We start from the raw sequence: 22,130 nt of genomic DNA, 5'->3' as shown, positions 1-22,130 counted from the left end.
GCTACCGACCTGCCGGACGCAAGGGCGGTGCGACACGGCATACTGCCGTCTCGGGAGCGGGTATGCCGGGAGCTCGCCGAGGACAGGTCCGCCCGGTCGGGACGAAATGAGACACGATGGGAACGCTCGACGACGCGCAGTCCGCGGTCCGCACCGCGGCGCTGGGGCTCGTGCAGACGCCCGACGGCCGTGTCCGGGTCGAGGACTACCTCACGGTGCTCGCCGCCGCTGCCGGTGAGGCGTCGCTGGCCGCAGCCGGGTTCGACATCGAGGGGCACGACCTCACCCCAGGGTCCGGCCTCTTCTTCGACCCGGTCAACGCCGTCCTCACCGGTGACCCCATCACGAGGCCGGCCGCCGCCGGGACGGTGTGGTCCCTCATCGAGCCGCTGGGCGGTTCGCTCGCGCCCGCCGCGGCCCTCCCCGACCCGGCCGCGCTCTACCGCTTCGTCGTCGAGCACCTGGGACAGGCCGAGTGGGGCTGCGTGAGCACCTCAGTCGGTGCGGAGCACGAGCCCACCGTGCTGCCGCTGCGGGCCGCCTACGACCTGCGCCCCGGCGTGCTCGAGGTCGAGCAGCGTTTCGGCGCACCGGTGCAGGACCGTCACATCGTCACCACCGCCGCGTTGACCGCGGCCCTCGAGCAGACCCGTTCTGCCATCGACGTGCCCGTCGCCCTGCGGCTGGCCGTGGAGGTCCTCTTCGGGATGGCCAAGATGGCGCCGATGACCGCGCGGGCCATGGCCACGGCCGGCTGACACGACAGGAGCCGGACCGCGACAGGAGCCGGCCTACGACAGGAGCCGGACCGCGCGATGCGGTCCGGCTCCTGTCGTTGCTGATCGACCTGGCTAGGACCTGTGCGGGCTGGGCACCGCCCGTCCGGGCGTCGGTACGACCTTCCGCACCGACGGGAGGTGCCGGGTGGCCCCCGCAGCCGTCGACTGCGAGCTGGCGGCCGTGGTCCCGGAGAACCCGATGGCGAAGACGTGTGCGTCGCCGCCCATCGACATCGGCAGCGTGATGCTCGCGACCGTCTTCCCTGCTGTGAGTGGGGCGCTCACCGAGAACGCGAACGTCTTGACCGGGTCCTGCTGGTTGCCCGAGGCGTTGCGGTAGGTCGTCGACACCGCGGTGGTGTTGCCCGGGACCGGGGTCCCGCTCCCGCCGCTGAGCGTCCAGTCGCTGAAGAACGCGTCGAAGCTCGACGTCGTCCCGTCGGTGTAGGTGACCGTGACCGCGCCACCGGCGCCGGACGAACCGGCGTTGGACGCCGACCCGAGCAGCCCGATCTTGGTGGCCCCGGCCGGCACGAGGAGCGGGATGGTCTGCCCCGCCGCCTCGATGTTGTCGGGGCTGGCGACTGGTTCGTTGGGCCAGACGTAGCTGACGCCGTCCGCCGTCACGGTGCTTCCGGGCGTGACGCCACTCGCCGCGAGGGCCTGCGCCGAATAGCTCCAGCCGCCGCCGTCGAAGCTGGCGGCGCCGGTGTTGTTGTCGTCGGTGATCCCGGCGTTCGTGTAGAACGGCCAGACCTCACCGGGCTTCGCGACCGCTACCGAGATCGACGACGTCGGCAGGATGGTGCCGCCGGACGTGAAGGCGAACGACACGGCATACCGGCCGTCGGCGGTGGCTCCCGCTGTGAGCGCCGTTGTGGCGCTTGCCTTTCCGAGGGCCGGCACCGAGAGCGTGCCGGAGGCGGGCGTCACGGTGAGGCCGGCCGGCGGGGTCGCCTTCCACTTCACCGTCTTCCTCTGGTTGGCGAGGTTGGTGACGGTCACGGTGGCCGTCGTCGACATCCCGGGCTGGAGGATCACCTCGGTCGGGCTGGCCGAGACGAAGGTGTCCTGCTGGCCGGTCGCGTCCGAGGGCGGGGCGTCCGTCGCCGCTGTGCCCCACGACGTGTTGGGCGTCGTGCCGAGGTCGAAGACGAGGTTCGTGCCCTTGAGGAACTGTGACCCGGTGAGGAACGTCTTGGTCTGCGGCGTGGCGTTGCGGGTGAGGCTCTGGACGTAGGGCGCGTTCGGTGCGGCGTTGGGTGCGGTGATGGTGATCGACTTCCCGTTGGCGAGGTGCACGATCGCGGTCGGGAAGACCGGGCTGCCGATGACCAGGGTGTCCGTTCCCGGCGTCTCGGGATAGAGACCGAGGTTGGACCAGACGTACCAGGAGCTCATCGCCCCGAGGTCGTCGTTGCCGAACGACCCGACGGGCTTGTTGAAGTAGAGCTGCTGCTGGGCGTCGCGCACGACCTTCTGCGTCTTCCACGGAGCGCCCGCGTAGGTGTACTCCCACGGGATCTCGAGGCTCGGCTCGTTGGAGAGGTCCGCGTTGGTCGAGCTCGGCTGGTCGATCGAGGTGAAGAGCGAGTCGAGATAGGTGACGTATGCCGCGTTGCCGCCGCGGACGGCGATCAGCGCCTTGATGTTGTGGGGCACCATCGGCGTGTACTGCGCCGCCGAGCCCTCGACCATCCCGCGGCTGGTGCCGGGGGTGAAGCCGGGGGCCCAGGACCCGTCGTTCATCTTGGCCTGGATGTAGCCCGTTGCCGGGTTGAAGATGTTCTGCCAGTCCTGCGAGCGGGTGGCGAACCGGGTGTAGACGGAGTTGTTGCCGAGCGACCTCGCGAAGGCCGCGATGGAGTAGTCGGCGGTGTCGTACTCGAGCTGGGTCGAGGCCGAGCCGTAGAAGTTGCAGCAGCCGTAGGAGCCGTCGTCGGGGATATAGCCCTTGACGTCACGGGTGGTCTGCCCCGGCCGGATCTTGCTCGACTGCGTCGCCTCGGTGACCATGGCCGTCAGGGCCTCATCGGTGTTGAAGTCCCGTGCGCCGAAGGCCCACGCGTCGGCGATGATCGGGTCGGCCGGGTCGCCGACCATGACGTAGCTCTCACCGTTGTTCATGGCCCACTTCGGCAGCTGGCCCATCTGCTCGTACTGGTGGAGCATCGAGCGGACCGAGTCGCTCGTCTGTTGCGGGGCGACGAGCGCCGCGAGCTGGACCTGGCTGCGGTAGATGTCCCAGCCGGAGTACGTCGCGTACTCCACGTGGCCCGGATCGGTGGTGTGGATGGCGTTGTCGAAGCCCATGTACTGCCCGTTGACGTCGGAGAAGACGTTCGGGTGGAGCAGGGCGTGATAGATCGCGGTGTAGAACTGCACCTGCTGGTCGTGGCTGCCGCCGCCGATCTCGATCTTGCCGAGGACGTCGTTCCAGGCCTGCCGGGCGGCGGTGCGCACGGTCCCGACGGACCACCCGGGGATCTCCGCGCCGAGGTTCTGCGCGGCGTTCGCGTCACTGGTGTAGGAGACACCGACCTTGGCGACGACGGTGGGGTGCGTGGTGGTCGCGAAGTCCAGCACGATGGCGCCGGGCCCGCCGTTGGCGCTCGTGCCCACGACGTGGCTGGCGGTGAAGGGCTGCTGGAAGCGGAGGTCGAAGTGCAGCGTGTAGTCGTTCTCGGCGGGGGAGCCCTGCCCGCAGAAGTGTCCGGTCGTCACCGAGCCGATCACCTCGTTGTTGCCGATGACGCTCGCGGTGGTGCCGTCGACGGTCGTCGCGCTGCCGGCGAGCTTGAGCACGAGGTGGGCGTCGCTGCCGGCGGGGAAGGCCATCGTCGAGATGCCTGCACGGGTCGTCGTCGACATCGAGGTGGTCACCGCCGAGGGGCCGGCGCCGGTGGTGACCTTGTAGAAGCCGGCCTGGGCGACCTCGCCGGTGTGCGTGAACGGCTGGGTCAGCGAGCCGGGGTCGGTGCCGGCCGCGCCGACGAACGGGAGCATCGGGATGTCTCCGCCGGCGCCGCAGCCGGGACCGCTGACGTGGCTGAGGCTGAAGCCGCTGATCGCGCTGTCGGTGTATTCGTAGCCGCCGCCCGCGGGGCGGTCGGGTGAGGTGTCCGGACCCCACTGCACCATCCCGAAGGGCATGTCCGGCCCGGGGAAGGTGTCGACGAAGCCGGACGTGCCGATGAGCGGGTTGACGTAGCCGGCGAGCTCGCCGGGCACACGCGGGGTGGGGGCGGTCGCTGCCGACGCGTTGGCCGACGGGTTGAGCGGGGTCGAGGCGACCGAGACGCCGGCGCCTGCCGTGGCGAGGGAGAGGGCGCCGACGACGGCCAGGAGTGGTCGCCAGGCGCGGAGCGGACGAGGTGTCACGAAAGCCTCCAGAGGAGAGATCGACAACGTTGTCATTGGGGAGGCTAGACCCGGTCGGGCCATCTGTCCTGTCGAGATCCGAAGGCGAACTCCCTTGCCGCAACACGGCATACAGGGTCCGTCCAGCGAACGGTCAGGAACGCGCTGGAGCGGCGGGGCGTGGCACCGGGTGGACTTCCCCATGCCCTGACGGGGTCATCTCCACCGATCCCTTGCCACACCAGCGAACCGACCACTGAGCGGCCGGTGGGCCAACGGCAGCGCGGCTCAGCCGCGGCGCACCGCAGCCAGCAGCATCTGGGCGACGTCGACGACCTCGACCTCCTCGCGCGCGCTGCCGTCGGCCTGCTTGCTGGTGAGGCCGTCGCTGATCATCACCTTGCAGAAGGGGCAGCCGACGGCGATCCGGTCGGCGCCGGTGGCGAGGGCCTCCTCGGTGCGATTCATGTTGATCCGGGTCCCGAGCTTCTCCTCCATCCACATCCGCGCGCCGCCGGCGCCGCAGCAGAAGGAGGTCTGCCCGCTGCGCGGCATCTCCGTGAGGGTGACTCCCGGGAGGGCGCCGAGCAGCTCGCGAGGCGGGGCATACACGTTGTTGTGCCGGCCGAGGTAGCACGGGTCGTGGTAGGTCACCTGCTCCGCCGTCGAGGCGGCGCCGCCCGTCGAGGCGTCGGCCGGGCGGGCGACGGGCACGATCTTCTTCTCGCGCACGAGCCGATTGAGCAGCTGCGTGTGGTGGACGACCTCGTAAGTCCCACCGACCTGGGGGTATTCGTTCTTCAGCGTGTTGAAGCAGTGCGCGCAGGTGACGACGATCTTGGTGGCCTTCGCCTCGTTGAGGGTCTCCACGTTCTGCTGCGCGAGCATCTGGAAGAGGAACTCGTTGCCGGCCCGTCGGGCGGAGTCGCCGGTGCACGACTCCCCGTCACCGAGCACGGCGAAGGAGACGCCGGCGGTGTCGAGCAGCTCGGCCACGGCGCGCGTCGTCTTCTTGGCGCGGTCCTCCAGAGCCCCCGCGCAGCCGACCCAGAACAGGTAGTCGACCTCCTCGAGGGATTCGACATCCTGTCCGACGATCTTGACGTCGAAAGGCAGGCCCTTGGCCCAGTCGAGCCGCATCCGGGGCGCCATGCCCCACGGGTTGCCGTTCTTCTCGAGGTTCTTGAAGAGCCCCCCGAGCTCGCTGGGGAACGCCGACTCGATGAGCACCTGGTAGCGGCGCATGTCGACGATCGCGTCGACGTGCTCGATGTCGACCGGGCACTGCTCGACGCAGGCGCCGCAGGTGGTGCACGACCACAGGACGTCCTGGTCGATCACGGCGTCCGGGCCGTGCGGGTTGTATGCCGCGAAGGGCGAGCCTTCCGCGGCATACCCCGTCGCGCCGACGAGCGAGAGCTCCGGCGATGCGGCGGCCCTCGTCGCCTCCGACAGACCGTCACGGCCGTCCTCGTCGGTGAGCAGCCACGGCGCCTTGGCGTGCGCGTGGTCGCGCAGAGCCATCACGAGCATCTTGGGTGACAGCGGCTTCTCGGTGTTCCAGGCGGGGCACTGGCTCTGGCAGCGACCGCACTCGGTGCACGTGGTGAAGTCGAGCAGGCCCTTCCAGGTGAAGTCCTCGATCTTCCCGACACCGAGCGGGGCGTCCTCGTCGAGCTCGTCGACCTTGTCGAAGTCGAGCGGCTTCCCGCCGACCGAGATCGGCTGCAGGGCGGCGAGCGAGGTGCGCCCGTCGGGGTGGCGCTTGAACCAGATGTTGGGGAAGGCGAGGAACCGGTGCCACGCGACACCCATCGTCGGCTGCAGCGAGATGGTGATCATCCACGCGAAGGAGATGACGAGCTTGATCGTCGCGACGACGATGATCGCGTTCTCGAGGGCGGACGTGCTGGCGCCGGAGAAGAGGTCACCGAGCCACGCGCTGCTGGGGTAGTGGACGGTGGAGACACCGTCACCGATCGCCTTCTCGAGGGCGTACTCCAGGCCGCGCAGCACGAGGATGCAGAGGGTGACGCCGAGGATCGTCAGCTCGACGTAGTAGGCCTGCCAGAAGCCTGATCCGTAGAACCGCGAACGGCGGCCGTCCGCTCCGGGCGAGCGGCGCGGGTGCTGCCGCTGACGCACGGTGATGAGCAGGAGGATGCCGAGCAGACCGGTCCAGGCGAAGAGCTCGGTGAGCCACTCGTAGGGCGCCCAGTGGCCGATGATCGGCAGCGCGAACGGCGGCGAGAAGAGCTGTCCGAAGGCGGTGATGAGGGTGAAGAACAGGACGCCGAACGAGATCATGGTGAACCAGTGCGCCGTCGCGACGACCGGTAGCCGCGACATGCGGGTGTGCCCGAGGAACTCGCGGACGAGGGTGACGCTGCGGGCGGCCGGCTGGTCGGTGCGCATCGCCGGCTGCCCGAGCCGGAAGGTCGCGACGAAGTGGCCCACCACCCGCGCCAGCAGGGCGATGCCGGTCAGGGTCACCGCGAGGCTGATGACGATCGCGACGATCTGCAGGGCGCTCATCACCCGAGTCTACTGATGAGTAAGCGATCGCTCACCCCTGCTGGGACCCGGTCACGGGTGGTGCGCGTCACCACGTCGGGGACGCGCGGCGCCCCGGCGCGGCGGACCGCCCCGGTTGTCAGGCTTTTCCCAGCCGCCGAACCGTTGCCTGATCCACAGTCCGGCTTAGGGTCGAGGTCGGCTGCCTCGGGGGCGAACGCGGCTCGTATCTGGAGGGTGACTGGCTTGAGGTTCGACGGCATACGCAGGGGAAGCGGCAGGGGAAGTGGCGGGGGAAGCAGGAGAGGGCTGTCGGCTCGACTGGGGGTGGTCGCCGGAGCCGCGGTGGTCGGCCTCGTGATCGGCTCCAGCCCGGGCGCCGCCGCCGGTGGTGACGGACTGAAGGGCGCGGCGGCCCGCGAGGCCGCCAAGCACGTCCAGATCTCCCAGCAGCTCCAGGCCAAGAACGGCGGGGGCGACCACGGCGACAGCCTCGAGGTCGCCGACCGGGCCGCGGAGTACTCCAACGCGCGCTCCGCTCCGGCCGCGTCCGCCCCGGCCGCGGCGTGGCTCGCCGCGCAGGCGCACGTGGCCTCGATGCCCACGTCGACGACGACGGCCACGGAGGTCACCACCGCTCCGTACCAGGCCGAGCCGGCGGGTTACACCGACCCGTCGTGGTCCAACGCCGGCGCCGGGTTCGGCCTGGTCAGCGGTCGGATCACGGCGCTGGCCACCGACGGCACGACGATCTATGCCGGTGCGGCGGACGGTGGCGTCTGGCGCTCCACCGACCACGGCACGACCTGGACGTCGGTGTGGGACAACCAGCCGACCCTGTCGATCGGCGCGGTCACCGTGGACTCGGCGCACACCCTGTGGGTCGGCACCGGCGAGGCCAACACCAACAGCGACAGCTACCAGGGCGTGGGCATCTTCCGCTCCACCGACCAGGGCGCCAGCTTCACCCGGGTCGGGGGCACCGAGCTGCTCGACGCGCAGGTCTACCGGATCCGCGACGCCGGCAACGGCTGGGTGTATGCCGCGACGAGCCACGGCCTCTACCGTCACAAGTCCGCCTCCGCCACCGGCGCGTGGCAGCTCGTCCTCAAGCCGGACCCCAACCCGACCGGCTCGCCCTACCTCACCTCGATGATCACGGACGTCGTCGTGCGGCCGGGCACCAACGGGAACGACGTCACGGCGGTGCTCGGCTGGCGCAGCGGCTCCTCCTACAACGGCTTCTACCGCTCGACGAGCGGCGGCGGTGCCGGCTCGTTCTCGGAGCTGACCCTCCGGGGCTCGATCGACGCCACCGACATCGGGCGCACGACGCTCGCCTATGCCGCCGACGGCTCGCGCCTCTATGCGATCGTCGAGTCCCCGAAGGCGCTGCTCGCCGGCGCAGCCACCGTGCTGCAGGGCGTCTTCGTCTCCGCGTCCGGTGACCCCACCGGCCCCTGGACGACGATCGCCGACTCGGCCAAGCTGGGGGCCTCGGGCTCCGCGCTGCAGAACCTGCCGGGCTACAACGTCGGCATCCAGGCCTGGTACAACCAGGCCCTGCTCGTCGACCCCAGCAACCCGAAGCACGTCTTCGTCAGCCTGGAAGAGGTCTTCGAGACGACCGACGGGGGGACGACCTTCCGGGCCGCCAGCCCCTACTGGAACTACGGACTGGCCTGTGGCGCGGACTGCCCCCAGACGACCCACCCCGACCAGCACGCGCTGGCCATGACGAGCGACCGCAGCATCGTGATCGGCAACGACGGCGGCGTCTACGACCGCCCGATGGCCAAGACCGGCTCCGGCGGCTGGAGCAACGACAACGTCGGGCTGGGCACGCTGCAGTACTACGACGCGAAGTCCGGCAAGGTGGGCGCGGGCACGGCCTACTGGGGTGGCCTCCAGGACAACGGCACCTCGCTGGTCAAGCCGGGCGGCCGCAACATCGAGCCGGCCGGCGGCGACGGAGGCATGGTCATCGTCGACCCCGCCAACGCCGATCGTTCGGTCGGGGAGTACACCAACCTCCAGATGTATCGGACGAGCGACGGGGGACACTCCTTCACCTCGTTCTCGCCGCTCTGCGGGGTCTACACCGGTACGGACTGCGACCCCTCGGCCCGGTTCATCGCGCCGATCGCGGCCGACGTCCACGACACCAACCACTGGGTCGTCGGCGGTTCCAAGATCTGGGACTCGCAGAAGGGCTGGGCGACGACCTGCGCCGGCGCCACGTGCGACTTCACGATGGTGCACGACCTCGGGCTGGGCTCGGACGGGAGCCACAACCTCGCGACGGCGATCGCCACGAGCGGTGTGACGACGTATGCCGCGTGGGTCGGTGGCGGGGGCAACCCCGGTCCGGCGTTCGCCTCCGGCATCGACACGAACTACGGCGGCACCTGGCACCGGATCGCGTCCCCTGTCCTGCCGAACCGGTTCCTCAACGGGGTCACCATCGACCCGGCCAACCCCGCGCACGTGTATGCCGTGTTCAACGGCTACTCGCGCAAGTGGATCCCCGGCGGCGGTCAGGGTGTCGTCTTCGAGTCGAAGGACGGCGGCAGTACGTGGGTGAACATCTCGGGCAACCTGCCCGATGCCCCCGGTGACGCGATCGTCGTCCAGCAGGACCAGCTCGTGCTCGCGACGGACGTCGGGGTCTTCACGGCCTCGCGCACCGCCCCGACCCGCTGGTCGCACCTCGTCGGACTGCCGAACACCTCGATCAACAACGTCACGCCCGCCGGCAACGGTGCCGGCGTGGTCGCGGCGACGCACGGCCGCGGGATCTGGCTGCTGACCAGCCACTGACCGCACCCGTGCACGGGACGCCCGCCGGAGACTCTCTCCGGCGGGCGTCCTCCGTCTGCCCGAGGTGAGCGGTCGTTTCACAGTGAGGCGGCAGACCGGTGGGATAACGTCAGGTTGGAACAGGGATAACACGATGTGTGTTCTCCCTCAGAGACCACCCGTCCACCGACAGCAAAGGCCAGGCAGTGCCCATCTACGACGACGTGACCCAGCTCATCGGCAACACCCCCCTGGTGCGCCTCAACCAGGTGATGGACGGGGCGAAGGCGACCGTGGCCGCGAAGCTCGAGTTCTACAACCCCGCCAGCTCCGTCAAGGACCGCATCGGCGTCGCGATCGTCGACGCGGCCGAGCAGTCCGGCGAGCTGAAGCCGGGCGGCACGATCGTCGAGGCGACCTCGGGCAACACCGGCATCGCCCTCGCGATGGTCGGTGCGGCGCGCGGCTACAAGGTCGTCCTGACGATGCCCGAGTCGATGTCGAAGGAGCGGCGAGCGCTGCTGCGCGCGTTCGGCGCCGAGCTCGTGCTGACCGACCCGTCGACGGGTATGAAGGGCGCCGTCGAGCGCTCGGTCGAGATCGCGCAGGAACGCGGCGGTGTCCTTGCCCGCCAGTTCGCCAATGAGGCCAACCCTGACATCCACCGCCGCACCACGGCCGAGGAGATCTGGAAGGACACCGACGGGAAGGTCGACATCGTCATCGCGGGCATCGGCACCGGAGGCACGATCACCGGCGTCGGCCAGGGACTGAAGGCCCACAACCCGGCCATCTCGATGATCGCTGTCGAGCCCGCCGAGTCGCCGATCCTCAATGGCGGCAAGCCCGGTCCGCACAAGATCCAGGGCATCGGCGCCAACTTCGTGCCCGAGATCCTCGACACGAAGATCTACGACGAGGTCATCGACGTCGACGCCGAGACCTCCGTGACCTATGCCCGTCGTGCCGCCACGGAGGAGGGCCTGCTCGTCGGGCTGTCCTCCGGCGCCGCGATCTACGCGGCCAAGATCGTCGCCTCTCGGCCCGAGAACGAGGGCAAGACGATCGTCGTCATCATCCCGAGCTTCGGCGAGCGCTACCTCTCGACGATCCTCTTCGACGGTCTCGTCGACTGACGTCGGCCCACTGACCTCCGGACCGCTCGACCGACAAGGCTGTATGCCGTGCACGACGTGAAGCGCACCTCCGACCACCGCTCCTCCCGACGGAGGGGGTGGTCGTTGCTCGCGCACGCCCGGGCGACGGTCCTCGAGGACATCGACGCGGTCACCGCGCGCGACCCGGCCGCGCGGTCGCGGCTGGAGACCTTCCTGGCCTCCCCGGGGTTGCATGCCGTGTGGGGGCACCGGCTGGCGCACCGGCTCTGGCAGGAGCCGGCATACCGGCTTCCGGCGCGGCTGCTCTCGCAGCTGATCCGGGCCCGCACGGGCGTCGAGATCCACCCGGGCGCGACCATCGGCCGGCGCTTCTTCATCGACCACGGCATGGGTGTCGTCATCGGTGAGACGGCGATCGTCGGTGACGACGTGATGATCTACCACCAGGTGACGCTCGGTGGCCGGTCGCTCAGCAGGGTCAAGCGTCACCCCACTGTCGGCGACCGCGTGACGATCGGCGCCGGGGCCCGTGTGCTCGGTGACATCACGATCGGGGACGACGTCCAGATCGGCGCCAACTCCGTTGTCACCAAAGACGTCCCGGCCGGATCAGTGGCCGTTGGCATCCCCGCGCAGATCCGACAGCCGATCCCCGGGCTCAGTCCGGAGGAGCTTCCCGACGCGAGCCCGGCGATCTGGATCTGAGCTGGCGCGGGCAGGGGCTATCCGCAGGGCTTCAATCTGCGTGTCATAGACGGGCAGCCTTGGCTTCGCGGACACCGATGCAGTGAGGATCACCAGTGGTCTCCCGACGACAGGTGGGCCTCTCGGCTGTGACACGAACGCGTGCAGCACCCCAAAAGTTCATGGCGAGTGCTGGGGCCCACGTGGGACGAGGCGGCTGCGGCCCCAGCATCCGAAGCACCGCTGGCGGTGCGTCAGCCCACCGAGCCGCTGGGTGGGTGGTCCGACAGGCTCTGCAGCCCTCGGTCTAGGAAATCCACCATCCAGACGAAACTGTCATCCACCTCGGTATCGAATCGGAACCCGCCACCCACTTCCAGTAGCGCGAATCCGTGCAGGAGACTCCGCAGCATCCGCAGCGCGTGGACCTCCTGGCGGGGGTCGATCTGGTATCCGTGGAGCATGGCTGCCCAGGACCCGACAACCCGGTTGGTGGCTGCGATGAGCGGGTCGTCCTCTCCGGTGAATTCGGCGGCGTTCCCGGCGGCATACCGACCCGGGTGTTCCTTCACGTAGGTGCGCATCGCTTGTGTACCGGCGGTCAGGGCCTCGCGACCGGCCCGGCCCTGGATGGCGTCACGGAGGACGTCGGCGAGTTCGTTCGCGGCGAGCACGGCGATCCGGTGGAACAGGTCGGCCTGGTTGGCAACGTGTTTGTAGAGCGCCGGGGCCCTGACCCCGAGTCGTTCCGCAAGCAGGCCCATGCTGAGCGATGCGAGCCCGACCTCGTCAGCGACGGCGGCGCCGGCCTGGGCGACCGATGCTGGGGTCAGGCCGGCCCTAGGCATTCCTGGCCGTCCTGGCAGTCCTGGCAGTCCTGGCCAGGAAGGGCAGGACCACTGCGAGGAGCTCCTCGGGGGTCTGTGCGTGCGGGTAGTGACCGGCACCTTCCAGCACGACCAGCTCCCCGAGTCCGGCGGGCAGGTCGGCAACGACCTTCTCACCCTCGGTGCGGGGGTAGGCAAAGTCCGGGTCGAGACTGCCCTCGACGACCAGGACCGGACAGCGGACGCCTTTCAGCTGCGCACCGGCCATGGTGGGCTGGGACCGGCACATCGCCTGCAGCGCCGTCATCCGGCCGGGCTCGCTCAGCTTGGCGTCGATGCGGGCTGATTCGACGCTCCAGTCGGCGGGCTTGGTCGGGTAGGCGAGGTCAAGGTACTTCTTCCAGCTTGCCAGGCTCCCCATGAGCACCGTCCGCCCCAGAAGCACGGTGCCGCGGCGGTAACGCGCCACGCCCAACAGCCCGCCGATGGGGTAGGACACGGCACGCGTGAACGGTGCCACCTCGATGAGGCCGGTGATGAGGTCCGGTGCCATGGCGGCCGCGATGGTCGCGGCGCCCCCGCTGATCGACTGACCGATGATCACGGCCGGGCCGCCTACGTGACGCACGACCGCCACCAGATCGCCGGCGATGTCGGTGCGGCTGTATCCGTCCCAGCCCAGGCTGGAGTCACCGCATCCGCGGATGTCGATGGTGGCCACGCGGTAGCCGGCGGCGGCCAGCGCTGGGGCGATGAAGCGAAAGGAGGAACGACTGTCACCGATGCCGTGGGCCAGCACGACGAGGGGGCCGGTGCCGATCAGGTCGTAGACGATGGTGTTACCGGCGATGTCCAGCTGCTCGGTCATGGGCGCTCCTCGACGATGGTGAATGTTCTTCACCTGAAGTTATTGTCATTCACCGCAGGTGTCAATAGGCTCCCCGTCATGAGCGAACTGAACACCGCCGACGAGTCCAGCGATGCTCGGACCGAGAGGCACGCGAGCTGGGCAGAGCTCTTCTTCGACCTCGTAGCCGTGGCTGGAGTGGCAGCCCTCGCGCATGTCCTCGAGGTGCGACTGGATGCGGCTGCGCTCGGTCTGTATGCCCTGCTGTTCCTGGCCTTCTGGCTGTCGTGGACGACGTTCATGCTCTACAGCAACGTCGCCGCGGGGAAGACCCGCGTCGTCAGGCTCCTGATCGGAATGTTCGGTCTCGGAGTCATGGCGGCATCCGTACCCGGCACGGCCGACACCCTGTTCGGGGACAGTGAGAGCGACCGTCCGCTCATCGTGTTGACGATCGCGTACATCTCCACCCGCATCTACGGGTCTCAAGTCGTGGCGTCGGGGACAGGTGCTGCTGGACTTCCCCGTGGTGCAGTACTCAGGTGGTCTGTTGCCCTGGCTGATCGCCATCTGGGTTGCCGACTCCTGGAGGCTCGCGCTGTGGACTCTGGGGGTCGGGCTCGACCTGCTGCTGATCTGGGTCTTCTCCGGCGACAAGATCCTCGCGCGGTTCCAGGCGAAACAAGCGGCGCGAGATGCCGCGCGAAGCGGGTCACGGTCGAGTGTTCGTCCGCGACGTAGGGGACCGCAGGTGCACGTCATGTCGGTCGATCCGGCGTTGCTCTCCGAGCGGCTCGGACTCTTCGTGATCATCGTGCTCGGTGAATCGGTGGTGCAGGTCGTCGATGCTGCGGCCAGCGCCTCCTACAGCCTCGGCCTCCTGGCAACGGGAGTCGCCTCGTTCGTGTTGTTGGCCGGTCTGTTCGGCCTCTCCGTCGTTTTCGGGTATGCCGGGTTGCCTCATCTTCGCGCTGGCCGAATCTCCACCCGTGTCGCGCTCGGCCTACATGCCCTGGTCACCGCCGTGATCGCCACACTGGCCGTTTCGCTGTCGGCGGTGATAGTTCACGGCTCCGACCCACTCCCCGGTGGGAGTCGGTGGCTGCTGTGCGGGGCGGCTGCCACTTATTTCGCCCTTGGCGTGGTCACCGGGGTCGTGAGCCACAGCTCTGATCTCCAGAGGACGGTCTCACGCGTCACGACAGGTATCGCCGTTCCGCTCCTGCTTGGCCTTCTTGGGACCGACCTCGCTGGCCGGACACTGGTCATCTGCCTTGCCGTGCTGGTCCTCGCGCACCTCTGGTTCGAGCGTCGACTGCCACCGGTCCGCGGTCGCGTGGGATCAGAGATCCCTCAACCCCGTACGACCTGAGCAGGCGCTGTCGCCCAACCCGGACAACCAGCCCTGTGGACAACTGCGGCGACCCCCTCCGGACGTGCCACGATCGACCTGACGGTCCGTCGGTGACCGTCGTCGACAGGGGGAAACGTCAATGCTGGCAATGGATCCCGACAGGGTTCGTGGGGTCGGGGGCCGGATCGGGGAGGTCGGGCAGCTCGCGCGGAGCGCGGCCGACACCCTGTCCCACCTCGAGGTGCCGCACGCCCGGGTCACCGTCGACCAGGCGGCCGCCGCCTTCCTGCGCGTCTGGGGTGACGCCCTGCTGGCGCTCGCCACCGAGCTGCGAGTGCTCGACGAGCTCTGCTCCTGCTCGGCCGCCGGGGTCGTGCGCGACGACGAGGCTGCGCGGTTCTCGTATGCCGCGCCGGCCAGCGCCCGCACCCGGACTGCGGTCGCCGGCTGATGCGGCCACCACCCGACGTCGCCGAGCAGGGTCACTACCCCGTCGTGGGGGAGGACCCGACACTCGTCCGGGTGCTGTCGTCGGCCCTTGCCGACCTGCGTGACGAGCTCCGCGCTCTCGGGCCCGCCGTCGCCCGCGAGGTGCCGAGCCTGAGGACAGCCTGGCCGCAGGGTCGCGACGGTGATCTCGCCGTCCTGGACGTCATCCGCACGCGCACCTTCGCCGACGCCGTGGTCCCGCCGTTCGGCGTGGCGGCCGACGCCCTCTCGCAGTATGCCGACGACCTCGCCGCCGGACGGCGCGCGGTCCGTGTCCTCAACGGAGCCTTCGTCGCCCTCTCACCGGTCGCAGCCCATCTGGCCTCCCTCGCTGTCCCGACGACCACGGCGCAGATGGTGGAGCGCGACCGCGCCGAGACGGATGTCCGACTCGCAGCAGCGGCAACGGGATTCGTGTCAGTCGGCGACATCGACGTCGCCTATGAGGTGCTGGTCGCCCGAGTCACGATAGCCAGCGAGGAGTGCGCTGAAGCGCTGCGGGGGGTCACCGCGGCGCAGTCGGTGGTCGGCTCCGTCCCGGGAGCGTCGGTCTTCGCCGGAGGGCTCCACCTCCTCGCGGACGGCGGGCTGGGGACGTCGTTGCGCCGAGCCGGGCTCTCGACGTTCCCCGACTCGCCCCTCCTCGTCGCCGCGTTCTGGGCGACGCTGACCGGGGTCGAGAGGCAGGCCGTCCTCGCCTCCGACCCGGCGCGCTTCGGCAACCTCGACGGCATACCGGTGCGTGACCGCGACAGCGTCAACCGCACGAGGCTCGAGGGCGAGATCGCCGACGGGGACGCCTGGTTCGTGGCCCATGGCATCCCCCTCCCGCACGGGCAGGCCGACCTCGACCGGCTGACGCCGTGGCAGCGTGTCCGGCTCGGGCTCCTGGACCTGCCGACGCTCCTCCTCGTGCGGCCGGTGCTGCCGACGCAGGCGCAAGCAGCGCGGAGGTTGGGTCGCTACCGGGAGGATCTCGCCGTCCGTGACACCCTCGCCTTCGGCGACGCCCACCTGATGACCTTCGACCCCGGCGCCTTCCAGGGCGAGGGGCGGGTCGCGATCGCCTTCGGCGACCCGGACTCCGCCGACAACATCACGCTCTGCGTCCCGGGTCTGGAGTCACGGGTCGCCAAGATGACGCAGGTGGGCAGCGACGCCCGCCGCCTCTACGAGGAGTCCGCCGCCGCCGACCGCGCCCACCCGACCGCCGTCATCGCGTGGCAGGGCTACGACGCCCCCTCGTTCCTGACGGTCGCCTCGTCGGCGCAGGCGGAAGCCGGCGCGGTCCTCCTGGCGTCGGACGTCCGGGGGCTCGTCGCGACGCACGGCAACGATCCGACGATCACCGTCGTCGGTCACTCCTACGGCAGCACCGTCACCGGGCTCGCCCTTCAGCAGCACGGGCTCGCGCAGGACGTCGACTCCGTCGCGCTCATCGGCAGCTGCGGTGTCGGTGGCAGCGCTCGGACGGTGGTCGACCTCGGGCTGCGCGACGACCAGCTCTTCGTCGGCACCGCGAGTCGTGACGTCATCAACGCCACGTCGAACACCCTGCTCGGCAAGGATCCGCTCGACCCCGACTTCGGCGGCACACGGTTCCGGACCGAGTCGGTCGAGCGTGACCGCCCCGGGCTGGCCGACGTCACGGGGATCACCGACCACTCGCGCTACTACGACCAGGCCAACCACTCCGAGTCGCTCTACTCCCTGGCCGACATCGCCTCCGGGCACGGCGACCAGCTGCGCGCCCACGACATGGTGGCCGACCGGCCCAACCGGGTCCGCGTCCCGCTCTACGACGCGCCGCCCGTGTCCCCTCCGGGCCTGCCACCGATCGTGCTCCCCGCCCCCTTCCCGCCGCCCTACGTCGACCCGGAGTACGCCCGGCCCGCGACGTCCGGCCACCTCCACGAGGAGCCCTGATGCGCACCTGGACGACCGGGCTCGTCGGCGTCGTCGTCGCCGGGCTGCTGCTCGCGGCCGTCGGCGCCTGCACGAGCAGTCCCACCGGGCCCAGCGGCGCCCAAGGTCCGGCCAGTGCTGGCGGTTCGTCGGGCGCGACGAATACGACCGGCACCGGCAGCGCGAGCGGTTCTCCACCTGCTCCCCCCTTGATCTCCAGGGAGATGCCGCCCCTGCCGGCCGATCCGCACGCGGCCATGGTCGAGGTGCGTCGCCTGCTCGCAGCGCAGATGGCCCCCCTCCTCGCCGACACCGGGCAGCGCTGGATGGAGGTCCGCTTCCTCCTCACCACCTCGGAGTACGACGAGACGGCATACCAGGGTCATCTGTTCGTCACGGTTGACGCGATGGCAGGCCATCCCCCCTACGGGGTGGAACCACCCGAGCGGCTGGCGAAGGCGGCTCGCGCCCGGGGCTGGGACGACGGAGGGGTCAGCCACCTCGCCAACGTGAGCCGGAGTCCGTACTACCTGAGAGCGACGGTCCGTCCGGACAACCAGTTCCGCTATGAGCTGACCACCCCGCCGCTCAACCCCCGAACGCTGATCGAGGGGACCGGCGTCGGGACCGACGGGGTCCCGGAGCTCGAGGACTATCGGGAGAGGGGTTGAGCGCCGGTGGGGGTGGCGGCCCACGTCGAGCCGAAGCAGACGAAGGGTGCGGGGCGGCTGAGGTCGCCGCCGTCAGCCCGGGCGAGCGCCGTGGCCGCGTCGACACCGTCGGAGAGCAGGGCGTGATAGCGCACCATCGTGGCGTATGCCGCGGTGTCGTCGACGCGCGACACCGCGCTGACGACGCACCGGCTGCCCATGCCGAGCAGGGCCGACGTCAGGCCGAGGACCTCGCCGCCCGGGCGTGGGCTCGTCATCCCGAGGTCGCACGCGGAGAGCACGACGTGGCCGGCGATGGGCGTGTCCTGCGGGACGTCGTAGGCGAAGAGCGGTCCGCCCCGCAGTCGGACGCTCGAGAAGAGCGGGTTGTCGTGGTTGTGCGTTCCGTGTGCCGCGATGTGGACGAGGTCGTGGGTCGACAGCGCCGAGGCGAGGACCGCGGCGGTGCCGTCCGCTGCGGCGACGGCGGTCGCGGCCGGCCACGAGGCAGCCACCTCGGTGACCTCACGATCGGCCAGCGGCAGCCCGGGTCCCGCCATCGCGAGCGACACCGGCGAGGCATGGGGCTGCTCCTGCAGCCCGCGCACCCAGCCCGTCGCCGACACCGAGACCGTGGTCGCGCGACCTCGGCGGTTGGGGAGCATCCCCCAGGGGACCGTCGCAAGGGTGCGTGAGGGGACGACGACGAGGTCGGGCCGCGTGGCGAGGAACGGCGGCAGGAGCAGGCCGTCGAGGAGGTTGAGGTCGCGGCTCAGGGAGGCCGTGATGGCGGCCCGCAACGGGTCCGGCAGGAGGCGACCGGCGAGTGCGTCGAGGTCGGCGCGCACCCGGGCCGTGACCGAGGCGACCTGCGCCCAGGGCCCCAGCGTGGTCACGGTGCAGCGGCCGCCGACGACCGCGGCGACCCCCAGGACCTCGTCGACGACGAAGAAGCAGACGAGGTCGTCGCCGCGCGCGCGGAGCGTCGGTCGCAGCTCCCGGAGCCGGACCGCCCGCTCGGAGAGACCGTCACCGCCGAGACGCCACTCCGCCTCGCGCACCGCTCTCTCGATCCCACGCTGCCGTCGACGGAGCCGGTCGGTGGCGGTGCCGGGAGGTGCGGCGCGGATGTCCTCCGCCACGAGGCGCAGCTCGGTCAGCAGACCGGCGAGCTCGAGGTCGTGCGGCGGCGTGACGGCCGTGCGCCGGTGCGACATCGCGCGCCAGCGCTCGAGGGAGTCGAAGACCTTCTGGGGAGAGCGGGACTCGAGGGCAAGACGGAGGTCGAGCGTGGCCAGTCGGCCGCCATGGACGGCCATGGCGGTACGCAGGTCGATGCTGTGGTGACGGGCCTGCTGGCGGGCCAGGGCGGTCAGGCCGGTGCGCAGCTCCCGCCGGGCGGTCGGCAGGTCCGCCGCCGCCCGCGCCACACCGGCCCGGACGAGGTGCTGGTGGAGTCGGGCGCTCAGCGGGTCGGCCCGGCGGGGCGCGGCGAGGGAGCCGAGGTAGCCCGCGGCGTCCTGCACGCGGCCGAGGGAGAGGAAGGCCTCGGCGGCGATGAGGGCGACCTCGGGACCCAGTCCCTCCGGGCGACCGGCCGCCGCCCGGGTGATCTCCCGGGCCACCCGGGAGGCGCCGCGGGGCGAGTCGAGCTGGGCCTGCCACCTCGTGATGTCGGCCCGCGCCATCCAGCCGGGGCTCTGCCGCCGCCGGAAGTCCTGTCGGGCGCGGCCCGAGTGCGCCTTTGCCAGCACCCAGTTGCCCTGCAGGAGAGCGAGCTCCGCCCGGGCCAGCTGGGCCTCGGCGCGGTCCTGGTTCGCCCGCTCGAGGGTGAGCAGGTGGGTGGCCTCGGCGAGCGACTCCTCGGCCTCCTCGAGGAGGCCCGCCTCCATCAGGACGCGCGCGCGGTCGAGCAGGCCGACGCTGCGGGAGACCGGCACGTCGAGGGCGTCGGCGCGGGCGATGCTGTCCAGGGCCTGCGGCAGGTTGCCGGCGAGGTACTCGGCATACCCGAGGTTGTGGCGGGCCTTGAACTCCGTGGTGAGGTCGCTGACCGCCGCGGCGAGCTCGATGCTGTGGACCAGGTCGTGACGGGCCGCGACGAGGTCACGGCCGATGAGGTGGACCGTGCCGCGGTTGAGCAGCAGGGCCGGCCGCTCCGACTCCTCCAGGGCGTCGAGCAGGACGACGGCCCGGTCGAGCTCGGGCAACGCTCCCTGCAGGTCGCCGCTGCGGATGAGCATCAGGCCGCGCAGGTCGTGGACGAGCGCGAGGACGTCCCGACCCTCGCCGTGTGCGGCGGCCTCAAGGGCCTCATCGAGGATCCCGTCGGCCCGGTCGCGGCCGTGCATCTCGAACTCGGACCAGGCGAGGGTGATCAGCAGCCGGGCGCGGACGTGGGCATGCTCCCGCGGCTCGGGTGCCGCGGTGGGGGCGGTGCCGAGCGCAGCGAGGCCCCGTCGGGCGATACGGGCACCACGCGACGGGTGGCCCGAGGCGTTGGCCTCCCGCGCCAGACGACGCAGCTCGTCGGCACGCTGCACCCCGTCGGCACGCTGCATGCTCTCCCCACGGCTGGGCGTCGCATCCTCCTCGTCAGAGCTCGATGGCCGGCGTGATCACCGCGTGCCCGCCGTCACTCTCCTCCGCCGGTCGGAGGATGAGCTGGGCGAGACCGTGCTCGACGCGTTCGAAGACGAACCTGCCGTCCTCGTCCGCGACCACGTGTCGGCTGGTGTCCCCGACCCGCAGCTCGACGTCGAGATACGCTCCGGGAGCAGCCCACCCGTCGAGGCGGACGGCCTCGGCGTCGACCGGGGTGATCGTCACCATCGTGGTCACCGTATCGCTCGTGAAGGTCACGGACCGGGCTTTGAGCAGCTCGTCCGAGCGGGAGACCAGCTCCGGGAGCCCACCCGGGACCGCGTCCCGCTGCAGACGCGCGACCTCGGCCTCGAGGTCGTCCAGGGTGATCGCGAACTTCACCCGTTCGACGAGTCCCCGGGGGACCGGGTCGTTCCGCTCGTAGAGGGAGCGCAGCACCCCCAGCGCCTCGACGTCGAGATCGTCGATGGGCGCCTGGGCGAGCAGGTCCAGCTCGGGCGTGGCGTCGTTCATGAGGTCCCCCAGTGTGGATCGGAGTCGAGCAGCAGGCGGAGCTTGGCGAGGCAGCGGCCGCGGGTGGGCCCGATGCTGCCGACCGGCATACCCAGGGCCTCGGCCACCACGGCGTAGTCCGGTCGGTCCGAGAAGGCGACCACGCGCAGCAGGCTCCGGCAGCGTTCGGACAGCGCCTCGACGTGGTGCCAGAGCACCCGTCCCTCGAGCGATGCCAGCGCCGCCGTCTCCGGTCCGTCGACGGTCGTCTCGGGGGTCGCGTCCGCTTCCTCGTAGTCCGGGAGCGGCTGGACGCGGCGCGAGTCGCGCACGATCCGCCAGCTCTCCCGCTTGGCCGTGACGATGAGCCAGGCCAGCACGGCCCGCGGATCGTCGATGGTCTCGGCGTGGTGGACGAGGCGCAGCAGGATGGTCTGGACGATGTCCTCGGACTGGTCGTAGCCGACCCGCTGCGCCCGCACGGTGTGCCAGAGGATCGGGGTCACGAGGTCGACGAGCTCGGACAACCGCTCCCGGTCCCCGCTCTGGTATGCCGCGAAAGCCGCGCCCGCGCGGCTGGCCAGGGTCCCGACGGGGGTGTCGGAGGTCGTCATGGCCGGCTCCATCCCACGTTGTGCGCGACGGCGGCCCAGCCCCGGTCGACCATGCTGGCCGCACTCGTGTCGTCGAGGTCTCCCTGTGCGACGAGGTGCGTGGCGACCTCCGCGGCGAGCACCGGCGCGGAGAACGAGGTCCCGCTCCAGACGCCGAACCCGCTGCTGTAGTCGTCGGGGTCCACCGCCTCGCGGCCGTCCGCCGTCCGGACGGGGGACTGCCCGCTGCCGTTGAACGTGACGGGGAGCGTGCTCACCACGTTGGACCCGGGTCGCTTGCAGCTCACCCAGGGGCCGTCGTTGGAGAAGATCGCCGTCGTGCCCGACGGGTTCGACGCCCCGACGCTCGTGAGGGGGACGGCGTCGCGGTCCTGGTCGGCGCCCCGGACGCGGGAGGCGAGGCCGGCGGGGAACATCGGCGTCGAGGTGTGGTCGTTGCCCGCGGCCGCGACGACGGCCACACCGAGCCGTCCGAACTGCCGGAGCGTGCCGGCGAGGACGCTGCTGTAGGCGACGTCGTCGGGGTCCTCGTGGTAGTAGCCGAGCGACAGCGACAGCACGTCGATGACCTCGTCGGGGATCCCGGTCAGCTGCGCCCGCGCCTGCCGCACCAGCAGCATGTTGAGGGCGATGGTCAGCTGGTGCTCGTCCACCACGCCGTCGCTCGGCATGACCCGGATCGCGAGGACGCGGGCGTCCGGGCAGATCTGGCGGATGATCCCGGCGATGAAGGTGCCGTGCCCGGCGTCCCGGTCGAGCCCGCCGAGCAGGGCGTCGGTGACGACCCCGGTGAGCTCGGACGAGGGCACGTCCGGGCCGAGGCCGATGGCTCGACCCGCGACCGTGGCGCCGAGCACCACATCGGGCGCGCGAATCCAGTCGTGCTCTCCCACACCGGTGTCGAGCACGGCGACGACGGGGCGCCTGCCGGTCATGGTGCTTCCGGCCGGTGCCGGCACCCCACCCAGCCAGGTCACCGGCATCCGGCCGCCGAGGCCCGGGCCGGTGAAGTAGGGGTTGCCTTCGGTGCCGGGGCCCGTGAAGTAGGGAGTGCCGTCGGTGCCGGGCCCGGTGAAGTAGGGGGCGCCGGTGAG

16 protein-coding genes and 1 pseudogene are annotated in these 22,130 nt (G+C 70.7%); 9 read left to right on the top strand and 8 right to left on the bottom strand.

Annotation, left to right across the window (positions count from 1 at the left end; translation table 11 throughout):
- Positions 1-116 precede the first annotated feature (116 nt).
- On the top strand, positions 117-758 hold the full coding sequence (locus tag Q0R63_RS14130) for a hypothetical protein (RefSeq protein ID WP_295698455.1): 642 nt from the start codon (positions 117-119) through the stop codon (positions 756-758).
- Between the two features lie 93 nt (positions 759-851).
- On the opposite strand, the gene Q0R63_RS14125 is transcribed toward Q0R63_RS14130, so the two are convergent.
- Entirely contained in the window at positions 852-4,160 is a 3,309-nt protein-coding gene (locus Q0R63_RS14125; protein WP_295698452.1) for a GH92 family glycosyl hydrolase, read from the bottom strand.
- Positions 4,161-4,427: 267 nt separating this feature from the next.
- On the bottom strand, positions 4,428-6,674 hold the full coding sequence (locus tag Q0R63_RS14120) for a (Fe-S)-binding protein (protein ID WP_295698450.1): 2,247 nt from the start codon (positions 6,672-6,674) through the stop codon (positions 4,428-4,430).
- 324 nt (positions 6,675-6,998) lie between these two features.
- Here Q0R63_RS14120 and Q0R63_RS14115 point away from each other — a divergent pair, with 324 nt between their 5' ends.
- The 3 genes from Q0R63_RS14115 to epsC all read left to right on the top strand — a co-directional run bounded on the left by Q0R63_RS14115 (position 6,999) and on the right by epsC (position 11,275).
- Positions 6,999-9,473, top strand: coding sequence for a hypothetical protein (locus tag Q0R63_RS14115; RefSeq protein ID WP_295698447.1), 2,475 nt, complete (start codon positions 6,999-7,001; stop codon positions 9,471-9,473).
- Positions 9,474-9,658: 185 nt separating this feature from the next.
- Positions 9,659-10,588, top strand: a complete 930-nt coding sequence (gene cysK, locus Q0R63_RS14110) for a cysteine synthase A (RefSeq protein WP_295698444.1) — start codon at positions 9,659-9,661, stop codon at positions 10,586-10,588.
- Between the two features lie 105 nt (positions 10,589-10,693).
- On the top strand, positions 10,694-11,275 hold the full coding sequence (epsC, locus tag Q0R63_RS14105) for a serine O-acetyltransferase EpsC (protein WP_295698460.1): 582 nt from the start codon (positions 10,694-10,696) through the stop codon (positions 11,273-11,275).
- 233 nt (positions 11,276-11,508) lie between these two features.
- Here the strand turns inward: epsC and Q0R63_RS14100 are convergent, their stop codons facing one another.
- Both Q0R63_RS14100 and Q0R63_RS14095 read right to left on the bottom strand, forming a co-directional pair.
- Positions 11,509-12,102: a TetR/AcrR family transcriptional regulator gene (locus tag Q0R63_RS14100; RefSeq protein ID WP_295698442.1), complete on the bottom strand. Its 594-nt coding sequence runs from the start codon at positions 12,100-12,102 to the stop codon at positions 11,509-11,511.
- Entirely contained in the window at positions 12,095-12,949 is an 855-nt protein-coding gene (locus tag Q0R63_RS14095; RefSeq protein WP_295698440.1) for an alpha/beta hydrolase, read from the bottom strand. Before Q0R63_RS14095 ends, Q0R63_RS14100 begins: the two co-directional genes overlap by 8 nt.
- Before the next feature lie 15 nt (positions 12,950-12,964).
- Between Q0R63_RS14095 and Q0R63_RS14090 the strand changes: the two are divergent.
- The 5 genes and pseudogenes from Q0R63_RS14090 to Q0R63_RS14070 all read left to right on the top strand — a co-directional run.
- A pseudogene (locus tag Q0R63_RS14090) lies at positions 12,965-13,417 on the top strand (low temperature requirement protein A); the annotation flags it as partial.
- A gap of 19 nt (positions 13,418-13,436) precedes the next feature.
- Positions 13,437-14,300, top strand: a complete 864-nt coding sequence (locus Q0R63_RS14085) for a low temperature requirement protein A (RefSeq protein WP_366521137.1) — start codon at positions 13,437-13,439, stop codon at positions 14,298-14,300.
- A gap of 130 nt (positions 14,301-14,430) precedes the next feature.
- Entirely contained in the window at positions 14,431-14,733 is a 303-nt protein-coding gene (locus tag Q0R63_RS14080; RefSeq protein ID WP_295698438.1) for a hypothetical protein, read from the top strand.
- A complete protein-coding gene (locus Q0R63_RS14075; protein WP_295698436.1) occupies positions 14,733-16,697 on the top strand; it encodes an alpha/beta hydrolase in 1,965 nt (654 codons plus the stop codon). The genes Q0R63_RS14080 and Q0R63_RS14075 overlap by 1 nt, the downstream gene beginning before the upstream one ends.
- Positions 16,697-17,347 carry a hypothetical protein gene (locus tag Q0R63_RS14070; protein ID WP_295698434.1) on the top strand — a complete coding sequence of 217 codons (651 nt, stop codon included), beginning with the start codon at positions 16,697-16,699 and terminating at the stop codon, positions 17,345-17,347. The genes Q0R63_RS14075 and Q0R63_RS14070 overlap by 1 nt, the downstream gene beginning before the upstream one ends.
- Here the strand turns inward: Q0R63_RS14070 and Q0R63_RS14065 are convergent.
- The 4 genes from Q0R63_RS14065 to Q0R63_RS14050 form a co-directional block, all read right to left on the bottom strand.
- Positions 17,329-19,887, bottom strand: coding sequence for a CHAT domain-containing protein (locus Q0R63_RS14065; protein ID WP_295698431.1), 2,559 nt, complete (start codon positions 19,885-19,887; stop codon positions 17,329-17,331). The two genes, Q0R63_RS14070 and Q0R63_RS14065, sit on opposite strands and share 19 nt — an antisense overlap.
- 34 nt (positions 19,888-19,921) lie before the next feature.
- Positions 19,922-20,443, bottom strand: coding sequence for a carboxypeptidase regulatory-like domain-containing protein (locus Q0R63_RS14060; protein WP_295698428.1), 522 nt, complete (start codon positions 20,441-20,443; stop codon positions 19,922-19,924).
- Positions 20,440-21,036, bottom strand: coding sequence for a sigma-70 family RNA polymerase sigma factor (locus Q0R63_RS14055; protein ID WP_295698426.1), 597 nt, complete (start codon positions 21,034-21,036; stop codon positions 20,440-20,442). Before Q0R63_RS14055 ends, Q0R63_RS14060 begins: the two co-directional genes overlap by 4 nt.
- A partial coding sequence (locus Q0R63_RS14050) for a S8 family serine peptidase (RefSeq protein WP_295698423.1) occupies positions 21,033-22,130 on the bottom strand: 1,098 nt, incomplete at its 5' end. The genes Q0R63_RS14050 and Q0R63_RS14055, both read right to left, overlap by 4 nt.

It is taken from the genome of Lapillicoccus sp. (assembly GCF_025353065.1).
In the GTDB taxonomy this organism is placed as follows: Bacteria; Actinomycetota; Actinomycetes; order Actinomycetales; family Dermatophilaceae; genus Lapillicoccus.
Note: the sequence above shows the minus strand (reverse complement) of the source record. Positions and strands in the feature narration are given on the sequence as shown.

Bases quoted from the DNA above. Each gene is read 5' to 3' on its own strand.
- Q0R63_RS14130 (WP_295698455.1), top strand. From the start codon at position 117: ATGGGAACGCTCGACGACGCGCAGTCCGCGGTCCGCACCGCGGCGCTG.
- Q0R63_RS14120 (WP_295698450.1), bottom strand. From the start codon at position 6,674: ATGAGCGCCCTGCAGATCGTCGCGATCGTCATCAGCCTCGCGGTGACC.
- Q0R63_RS14100 (WP_295698442.1), bottom strand. From the start codon at position 12,102: ATGCCTAGGGCCGGCCTGACCCCAGCATCGGTCGCCCAGGCCGGCGCC.
- Q0R63_RS14095 (WP_295698440.1), bottom strand. From the start codon at position 12,949: ATGACCGAGCAGCTGGACATCGCCGGTAACACCATCGTCTACGACCTG.
- Q0R63_RS14080 (WP_295698438.1), top strand. From the start codon at position 14,431: ATGGATCCCGACAGGGTTCGTGGGGTCGGGGGCCGGATCGGGGAGGTC.
- Q0R63_RS14075 (WP_295698436.1), top strand. From the start codon at position 14,733: ATGCGGCCACCACCCGACGTCGCCGAGCAGGGTCACTACCCCGTCGTG.
- Q0R63_RS14070 (WP_295698434.1), top strand. From the start codon at position 16,697: ATGCGCACCTGGACGACCGGGCTCGTCGGCGTCGTCGTCGCCGGGCTG.
- Q0R63_RS14065 (WP_295698431.1), bottom strand. From the start codon at position 19,887: ATGCAGCGTGCCGACGGGGTGCAGCGTGCCGACGAGCTGCGTCGTCTG.
- Q0R63_RS14060 (WP_295698428.1), bottom strand. From the start codon at position 20,443: ATGAACGACGCCACGCCCGAGCTGGACCTGCTCGCCCAGGCGCCCATC.
- Q0R63_RS14055 (WP_295698426.1), bottom strand. From the start codon at position 21,036: ATGACGACCTCCGACACCCCCGTCGGGACCCTGGCCAGCCGCGCGGGC.